This is a genomic window from Arsenicicoccus cauae, from assembly GCF_009707125.1.
In the GTDB taxonomy this organism is placed as follows: Bacteria; Actinomycetota; Actinomycetes; order Actinomycetales; family Dermatophilaceae; genus Arsenicicoccus; species Arsenicicoccus cauae.
On sequence record NZ_WLVL01000058.1, the window covers coordinates 1 to 8,272 of the forward strand.

Sequence of the window (8,272 nt, forward strand, 5' to 3'; positions counted from 1 at the left end):
TTCGAGCAGCCACTCCGGATACAGGCTTCCCTGGCGGAGCTTGGGCACTGCGACGTCGAGAGTCCCGACCCGGGTGTCGAGGTCGCGGTGGCGGTAGCCGTTGCGGGAGTTGACCCGCTCCGGGCTCCGCTCGTTGTAGCCGGCGCCGCACACCGCGTCGGCCTGGGCAGAGAGCAGTGCGTTGACGAACGTGGTGAGCAGCTCCCGCATCAGATCAGGGCTCGCCTGGGACAGCTGCTCGTCGAGGAAGCGGGCAGGGTCGATACTGGGTACAGCGGTCATCGTTGTGGTTCCTTCTTCGAGTCGGTTTTCGCAGATCACTCGAAGGATCCACCCGGTGGCCGCGCCTACGTTGGAGGCACGCGCTCACTCAGGTCCGTCGTACACCACTCTGCTGGACTTCACTCAGGCCGAGGGTCGGTCGTGGAGCCGCAGCGTCAAAGCAGTGGGAGGGTCAATGTCAGCCGAGTGCCGTGCCCGCGGCCGCCACTGCTGGCGTAAATACTGCCGTGGTGGGATCCGATGAGAGCTTTGCTGATGGTGAGCCCGATGCCTGATCCGGTGCGGTCGCGGGTGCGGGCTGTGTCCCCTCGATAGAAGCGTTCGAAGGCGTGGTCAAGTTGTTCGGGTGTCATTCCGTCGCCGTCGTCGGTCACGGAGATTGCCGCTTCATCGCCGCTGCGGTGGGCCGCCAGGATGACGGTTCCTCCCGGGGGGGTGTGGCGGAGTGCATTGGAGAGGAGGTTGGTCAGGACCTGTCCGATACGGTTGTGGTCGACGTGGACGTCGAGGCCTGGAGCAGTGGGTGTCTCAACGACGAGGTTGACTCCCTTGGCGGCGAAGGCGTCACGCATGCCCTCGTGGGCCGCCCAGAGGAGATCCATGACGCGGTGTGCCTGGAGGTGAAGGGCGAGTCGGCCCTCCTCGGCCGTGGAGACCTCGTCGATGTCGTCGGCGAGGCGCGCCAGCCGGGTCGTTTGTTCCTCCAAAGCTGCGCGAGATTCGGGCCCCAGGGCGGCGATGCCGTCATGGAGGCCTTCGTGGTAGGCGCTCAGGGTGGCGATGGGTGTGCGCAGTTCATGGGCGAGGTCGGAAAGCATCCGTCGTCGGGTGTCTTCGATACCTTCGAGCTTGCTGGCCATCGTGTTGAACGCAGCCGCGAGAGTCTCCAATTCGGTGCCTGAGGCGATAGTCGGAACGCGCGTGGAGTAGTGCCCACGGGTGAGTTCTTCGGCGGCGGCCGTGACCTGTTCGAGAGGGCGGCGGAGCCGTCGGCTGAGGAACCATGTGACCGCGCCAGCTGCGAGCAGCGAGATCAACACGCCGACCGCGACGGAGATCAGCGAGGCATCGCGGTAGGCCATCTCGATGTGGACGAGCTCAGGCGAGTTCTGTTGGTGGCCGGCTTCGACGAGGTGGTCGTGGAAGATGGGCGGGCCGATCATGGCGGCGACCAGGCCGACAGTGAGGGCACCGGCGACCAGCACGATGGCCTGTCCAGCCAGGAGGCGGGTCGCCAGCCCAGTGCTGTAGGTCCGCGCTGGTGCCATCACCCTTGTCCCATCCGGTACCCGACTCCTCGGACCGTGGTGATGTATCTACCGGTGTCAGGGTCATCGCCAAGTTTGCGGCGCAGGTGAGCAACGTGCACGTCGACGAGGTGCTCGTCACCGACCCAGTCGGGTCCCCAAATGTCGTCGATGAGCTGGCGGCGGGAGAACGCCATTGATGGTCGGCGTGCCAGAGCCATGAGCAGGTCTCGTTCGGTGGGGGTCAGGGCCACCTCGACGTCGCCCAGGTGCACACGCTGGCCCTCCGGGTCGACACGAAGGTCACCGAACACCCGGGTCGGTTCACTACGCGCGGTCGCGGAGTCGGTGGCGGAGTCGGTGGCGGATCCGGTGCGAGGGCGGCGCAGCACCGCTTGGACTCGGGCCACCAGTTCGCGGACGCTGAACGGCTTGGTGACGTAATCGTCCGCGCCGACGGACAAACCGATGAGGGTGTCGATCTCGTCCTTTCGGGCCGTGACGACGATGACGTAACAGTCGGTGAAGGTGCGGATCTGACGGCACACCTCGATGCCGTCCAGCCCGGGCAGGCCCAAGTCCAGGATCACGACATCTGGTGCCAGGTCACGGGCGGCCCGGACGCCGTCCGGGCCGGTGTGGACCACGCTGGACTCATAACCGGCGCGGGACAGGTAGGCCGCGATCATCCCGGCCAACGTCGTCTCGTCCTCGATGATCAGGACCCGAGCGGCCGGGGGTGGTGTCGTGTTCACGCTGACAGTGTCCCTGCCCTGCGCCCGTGGGCCGATCTCTCTTAGGGCGCCGGGAGCGGATCTTCGTCAGACCTTAACCTCGCCACCGCCTGGTCTTGAGGAGCAGGTTGCACCGTGGATCGTGTCCGGCGAAGTGCGCCGCGACGGCGAGGCGGGAGAACGCTCATGATGTGGGGCAACGGGACCGGGATGGGTTGGTGGATGTGGCTCGTGATGGGAGCCGGCACCTTCGCGTTCTGGGTCGTCATCGTGCTGGTGATCCGGGCCCTGCTCCCGGCGGGGCGCGTCAGGCAGGAATCGGCGCGACCGGATCCGCTCACCCTCCTGAAGGAGGGCCTGGCCCGCGGCGAGGTGAGTCCCGATGAGTACGAACAAAGCCGCCGCCTCATCGTCGATGGCCACTGACTGCGACCACGCACTGAGACCCCCTGTGAAAGGCATCATGACTTCGTCCTTGCTCTCCCGCCGCAACATCCTCCTCGGCGGGCTCGGTCTGGCTTCGACCGCAACGTTGGCCGCATGCACCTCTAGCTCGTCAGGGACGGGGGGTATGCCGTCGCGAACCTTCGGGCCCCCGACGCCAGTCTCCCCCTCACCGGGACAGAAGGTGCTCGAGAAGACGTTGACCGCCCGACCGGTCAGCCTGGACCTGGGCGGGCGGACCGTGGCGACGTGGGCCTACGACGGTGCACTGCCGGGCCCGTTGGTGCGAGCGACCGCAGGGGACTTCCTGCGCCTCACGCTCGACAACCAGCTCCCCGCAGACACCACGATCCACTGGCACGGCATCCGACTGCCCAACGCCGCCGACGGAGTTCCCGGACTGACCCAAGATCCGGTCAAGACCGGCGGCAAGTTCGTGTACGAGTTCACCGCACCTGATCCGGGCACCTACTTCTTCCACCCCCACGTCGGGGTCCAGCTCGACCGCGGGCTGTACGCCCCGATGATCATTGACGACCCCACCGACCCCGGCGGTTACGACGCCGAGTGGATCCTCGTCCTCGACGACTGGATCGATGGCACCGGCACCACCCCCGACGAGGTGTTCAAGAAGCTGATCGCCGACGGTGGCCCCGCCAACGGAGGCGGCATGGGCGGAATGGGTGGCATGGACCACGGATCCATGGGTGGGATGTCGATGGGGAGCGGGCCGTGGGGGGACGCCGGCGACGTCACCTATCCGCTGTTCCTGATCAACGGCAAACCCCCGACCGACCCGGACGTGTTGACCGCTAAACCGGGCCAGAAGGTGCGCCTGCGGGTCATCAACGCGGCTTCCGACACCATCTTCACCGTGGCCCTTGGTGGGCACCGGCTCAGCATCACCCACAGTGACGGGCACGCGGTCGAGCCGACCGAGGTCGGCGCCTTCTACATCGGGATGGGAGAGCGGTATGACGCGATCGTCACTCTCGGCGACGGCGCCTTCCCTCTTGTCGCGCGACCGTTCGGCAAGACCAGCGGCGGGCAGGCGATGGCCGTGGTCCGTACCGGCGACGGTGCCACTCCTCGAGCGGACGCTGACCCGGGCGAGCTGGCCGGTCAGGTCCTCATCGGCTCACAGTTGCGCCCGACCGAAGCAGCCAAGCTGCCGGGCAAGGAGCCGGACACCACCGTCGACCTGGCCCTGCAAGGCTCGATGAAGCCCTACCAGTGGGGCATGAACGGCGCCAAGTACGGCGAGAACGAGCCACTGACCGTCAAGGCTGGGCAACGGCTGCGGATCAACGCCACCAACATGACGATGATGACCCATCCCCTGCACCTGCACGGCCACACCTTCGCGTTGCCGTCGGGGCTGCGCAAGGACACCGTGCTGATGGCGCCCATGCAGTCCTTCGCGATCGACCTCGACGCCGACAACGCCGGCGACTGGATGATCCACTGCCACAACATCTACCACGCAGAAGCGGGCATGATGATCGCCCTGGAGTACCGCTGATGATCACCACCACCCGACGCCGCGTCCTCGTCGCAGGGGGCGTACTCGTGACCACGACGATTCTGGCCGCGTGTGGCGCCACGACCACACCCACCGGCAATACGACGTCCATCGCGACCCCCACCGTGGCCGGAGGAGGGTCAACCTCCACCGCATCAGCAGCCAACCAACCGCCGGTCGCGATCACCCACATCCACGCTGTCGCCCGCGACCCCAAGACCGGTGACCTACTCCTGGCCACCCACGAGGGACTCTTCCGCCACGCCAACGGCGAACTCCTACAGAACGGACCGGTCATCGACCTGATGGGTTTCACCGTCGCCCCGGACGGCACCTACTACGCCTCAGGGCACCCCGGCGCAGGCGTCGACCTGCCCCAGCCGGTCGGGCTCATCACCTCCACCGACTCCGGTCGCACGTGGCGCGTCAGCTCTCGAGGCGGAGAGTCCGACTTCCACGCCCTCACCTCAAGCCCAACCAGCGTGGTCGGCTTCGATGGCACTCTTCGCAGCACCACCGACGGCGAGACCTGGACCACCCGCACCATCCCGGCTGCCCCCCGCACCTTGGCCGCGTCACCGCAAACCGGAGCACTACTCGCCACCACCGAAACCGGGCTCCTCCACAGCACCGACGACGGCCGCTCCTGGAAGGGCCTGACCCCACCCGCGACGGCCCTGCTCGCTGCGTGGGCCGACGAGCAAACCATCGTGATCGCCACCACGAACGGCCAGATCGCGACCAGCAACGACACCGGAGCGACCTGGACCCTGCAACCCAAGCGCATCGGAGCTCCACAGGCCCTGTTCGCCCAACGCGGCACCGACGGCCAGATCGAAACCATCCTCGTCGCCGACGGCGCAGTACTGCGCACCGCCGACGGGGGCGCCACCGTCGAGAAGCTCTTGTGAAGCCCGCATAGACCTAGACCAGATCTTCACCGAACCACGACCCGAGGGCCACATCGACCTCGCAGGCTGAAAGCACCCGGGGACAGCCCCGAGCACCGCAACCGAGACCAAGGGAGCAGCCATGCAACAGCAGAACACCCCGAACCCGACCTACGCACCCCTCACCCCACCCGCCGAGCCGACCCCCACCGAGTCATCCCCCACTGAGCCCGGTCGCCGCAGCGGCCACCACTGGCTGATGTGGCTCATGTGCGTGCCCATGCTGCTGCTCGTGGGCACCTTGATCACGACCGGCCGGCTCGGCGCCGGCGGCCTGCTCTACGCAATGGGCTGCCTGCTCATGATGGGCGTGATGATGGCCTGGATGAACCACGGCACCAACCACGAGCACAAGCCGTGAGAACCCCAACCGCCCCACGACCCAAACATCAGGGAATACCCCTAGGGGGTATGCTTGTTGGGAGGGTGTCACCTACAGAAGAGGCCAGACCTGATGAACTCCACCCAGACGTATGCCGTCACTGGAATGACCTGTGGCCACTGCGAGAGCAGCGTCCTCGACAAGGTCTCGGCATTGCCAGGCGTGCGAGACCTGACGGTCAGTGCCGCCACCGGCGAACTGATCATCACGACTAGTGGACACGTCTCCGACGACGCTGTCGTCAGCGCCGTCGTCGAGGCCGGCTACACCGCCCACCGCAACTGACCCACGCCCAGCCGTGGCGACCACAACGGGCGTCACGAGCTCTGCCGGAGGAGAACCCGGACATGCAGCACGACCATGAGCACCACCAGAGCGTCACCACGACCAGCCAGTTCGTGACCGACCCGGTGTGCGGGATGCAGGTCGACCCCGCCACGGCTCTGACCCTCGCACTCGAGGGCACGGCATACCACTTCTGTTCCGAGCGTTGCCGCGACCGCTTCCGCAACGACCCAGCCAGCTTCCTCACGCCCCCACAAGACTCCGACGACGCGGCCTCGCGCAACCAGGACGTGAACGAAGACGTTGCCGAGTGGACGTGCCCGATGCACCCCGAGATCCGCCGTCCCGGTCCTGGGTCGTGCCCGATCTGCGGGATGGCTCTCGAGCCGGTCACCGTCACCGCCGACACCGGTCCCAGCCCGGAACTTGCCGACATGACCCGCCGCTTCTGGGTCGCCACCGCCTTGACCATCCCGATCGTGATCCTCGAGATGGGCCGCCACTTCGTCCCCTTCCTGCATGACCTGATCTCCGCGCGTGCCTCCGTCTGGCTCCAACTCATCCTGGCAACGCCGGTGGTGCTGTGGGCCGGGTGGCCCTTCTTCGTGCGCGGCTGGGCCTCGGTCCGCACCCGCAACCTGAACATGTTCACCCTCATCGCGATGGGCACTGGAATCGCGTGGCTGTTCAGCGTCATCGCGACCGTCGCGCCCGGGATCTTCCCCGCCTCCTTCCGCGGCGACGCGGGCACCGTCGATGTCTACTTCGAGGCCGCTGCCGTCATCACCACCCTGGTCCTGCTCGGGCAAGTCCTCGAGCTGCGTGCCCGCGAACAGACCTCCGGAGCCATCAAGGCCCTGCTGGATCTGACACCGAAGACCGCCCGCCGCATCACGGACAGTGGCGACGAGGAAGAGATCTCTCTGGACACGGTCCAACTCGGGGACCGGCTGCGGGTCCGCCCCGGCGAGGCCGTGCCTGTCGACGGGACAGTCGAGGAAGGCCGCTCAGCAGTCGACGAGTCCCTGGTCACCGGGGAATCCATGCCCGTGACCAAGACAAGCGGAGACACCGTCATCGGCGGCACCATCAACGGCAGCGGCGCCCTGATCATGCGCGCCGAGAAGGTCGGCCGCGACACCATGCTCGCCCGGATCGTCGCCATGGTCGCCGACGCGCAACGCTCCCGCGCCCCCATCCAGCGCATGGCCGACAAAGTCGCTGGCATCTTCGTGCCGGCCGTCATCGTCATCGCCGTCGTCGCGTTCATCGTGTGGGCGCTGGTCGGACCCGACCCCAAACTCGCGCACGCGCTCATCGTCGCCGTCGCGGTCCTGATCATCGCCTGCCCCTGCGCGCTCGGGCTGGCCACTCCCATGTCGATCATGGTCGGCGTCGGACGCGGCGCGGGACTGGGTGTGCTCATCAAGAACGCCGAAGCCCTCGAGCGTATGGAGAAGGTCGACACACTCGTGGTCGACAAGACTGGAACGCTCACCGAGGGCCGGCCCACCGTCACCAACATCGTCACCACCAGCGAACACTCCCAGGACGACCTGTTGCGCCTCGCCGCCGGCGTCGAGCGTGCCTCCGAGCATCCGCTCGCCCTGGCCATCGTCGAAGCCGCCACCGCCCGGAGCCTGCCCATCCCCGACGTCACAGACTTCGACTCACCAGTCGGCCGCGGCGTCATAGGCACCGTCGAAGGACAGGTCCTGGTCCTCGGCAGCTCCGACTTCCTCGACTCCCACCACATCGACACCACCGGCCTCAAGGACCGTGCCGATGAGCTGCGCGGCGACGGAGCCACCGTCATCTACATGGGAGCCGATGGCCGGCTCGTAGGCCTCTTCGCGATCGCAGACCCCATCAAGGCCACCACGCCCGCCGCGCTAAAGACACTGCGGGAGGAAGGCATCCGGATCGTCATGCTCACCGGCGACAACCGCGTCACCGCCCACGCTGTGGCCAAGACGCTCGGCATCGACCAGGTCGAAGCTGAAGTCCTGCCCGACCACAAGAGCGACATCGTCACCAAGCTCCGGAGCGAAGGCCGCGTGGTCGCGATGGCTGGCGACGGCGTCAACGATGCCCCCGCACTGGCTGCCGCTGACGTGGGCATCGCGATGGGATCAGGCACCGACGTCGCCATGGAGAGCGCTGGCGTCACCCTCCTCAAGGGCGACCTCACCGGCATCGTCCGTGCACGCGAACTCTCCGAGAAGACCATGCGCAACATCCGACAGAACCTGTTCTTCGCTTTCATCTACAACGCCCTCGGCATACCCGTCGCCGCCGGCGTCCTCTACCCCGTCTTCGGGCTCCTGCTCTCACCCATCATCGCCGCCGCCGCAATGGCCCTCTCCAGCGTCAGCGTTATCGCCAACGCCCTACGCCTGCGCGCACAGACAATCGCCTGAGGGAGT

General features: G+C 67.0%; 9 protein-coding genes. 6 read left to right on the forward strand and 3 right to left on the reverse strand.

Annotation, left to right across the window (positions count from 1 at the left end; all coding sequences use genetic code 11):
* The 3 genes from GGG17_RS15835 to GGG17_RS15845 all read right to left on the reverse strand — a co-directional run.
* Nucleotides 1–282, reverse strand: a 282-nt coding sequence (locus GGG17_RS15835) for a transposase (protein WP_195849263.1), incomplete at its 3' end; no start/stop codon positions are given.
* Between the two features lie 155 nt (nucleotides 283–437).
* Entirely contained in the window at nucleotides 438–1,550 is a 1,113-nt protein-coding gene (locus GGG17_RS15840; RefSeq protein WP_154594670.1) for a sensor histidine kinase, read from the reverse strand.
* Entirely contained in the window at nucleotides 1,550–2,284 is a 735-nt protein-coding gene (locus GGG17_RS15845) for a response regulator (RefSeq protein ID WP_288798697.1), read from the reverse strand. The genes GGG17_RS15840 and GGG17_RS15845 overlap by 1 nt, the downstream gene beginning before the upstream one ends.
* A gap of 165 nt (nucleotides 2,285–2,449) precedes the next feature.
* Between GGG17_RS15845 and GGG17_RS15850 the strand changes: the two genes are divergently transcribed.
* From GGG17_RS15850 to GGG17_RS15875, 6 genes are all read left to right on the forward strand, one after another.
* Nucleotides 2,450–2,689, forward strand: coding sequence for an SHOCT domain-containing protein (locus GGG17_RS15850; protein WP_154594666.1), 240 nt, complete (start codon nucleotides 2,450–2,452; stop codon nucleotides 2,687–2,689).
* Between the two features lie 37 nt (nucleotides 2,690–2,726).
* Nucleotides 2,727–4,229 carry a multicopper oxidase family protein gene (locus GGG17_RS15855; protein ID WP_230083099.1) on the forward strand — a complete coding sequence of 501 codons (1,503 nt, stop codon included), beginning with the start codon at nucleotides 2,727–2,729 and terminating at the stop codon, nucleotides 4,227–4,229.
* Entirely contained in the window at nucleotides 4,229–5,140 is a 912-nt protein-coding gene (locus tag GGG17_RS15860; RefSeq protein ID WP_115921513.1) for a F510_1955 family glycosylhydrolase, read from the forward strand. Before GGG17_RS15855 ends, GGG17_RS15860 begins: the two co-directional genes overlap by 1 nt.
* A 121-nt stretch (nucleotides 5,141–5,261) precedes the next feature.
* Complete coding sequence (locus tag GGG17_RS15865) at nucleotides 5,262–5,540, forward strand: hypothetical protein (RefSeq protein ID WP_129627175.1); 279 nt, start codon at nucleotides 5,262–5,264, stop codon at nucleotides 5,538–5,540.
* Nucleotides 5,541–5,633: 93 nt separating this feature from the next.
* Nucleotides 5,634–5,846: a heavy-metal-associated domain-containing protein gene (locus tag GGG17_RS15870; protein WP_154594668.1), complete on the forward strand. Its 213-nt coding sequence runs from the start codon at nucleotides 5,634–5,636 to the stop codon at nucleotides 5,844–5,846.
* 62 nt (nucleotides 5,847–5,908) lie between these two features.
* The gene (locus tag GGG17_RS15875; RefSeq protein WP_154594669.1) at nucleotides 5,909–8,266 is read left to right on the forward strand and encodes a heavy metal translocating P-type ATPase; all 2,358 of its coding nucleotides are present in this window, start codon (nucleotides 5,909–5,911) and stop codon (nucleotides 8,264–8,266) included.
* Nucleotides 8,267–8,272: the final 6 nt, after the last annotated feature.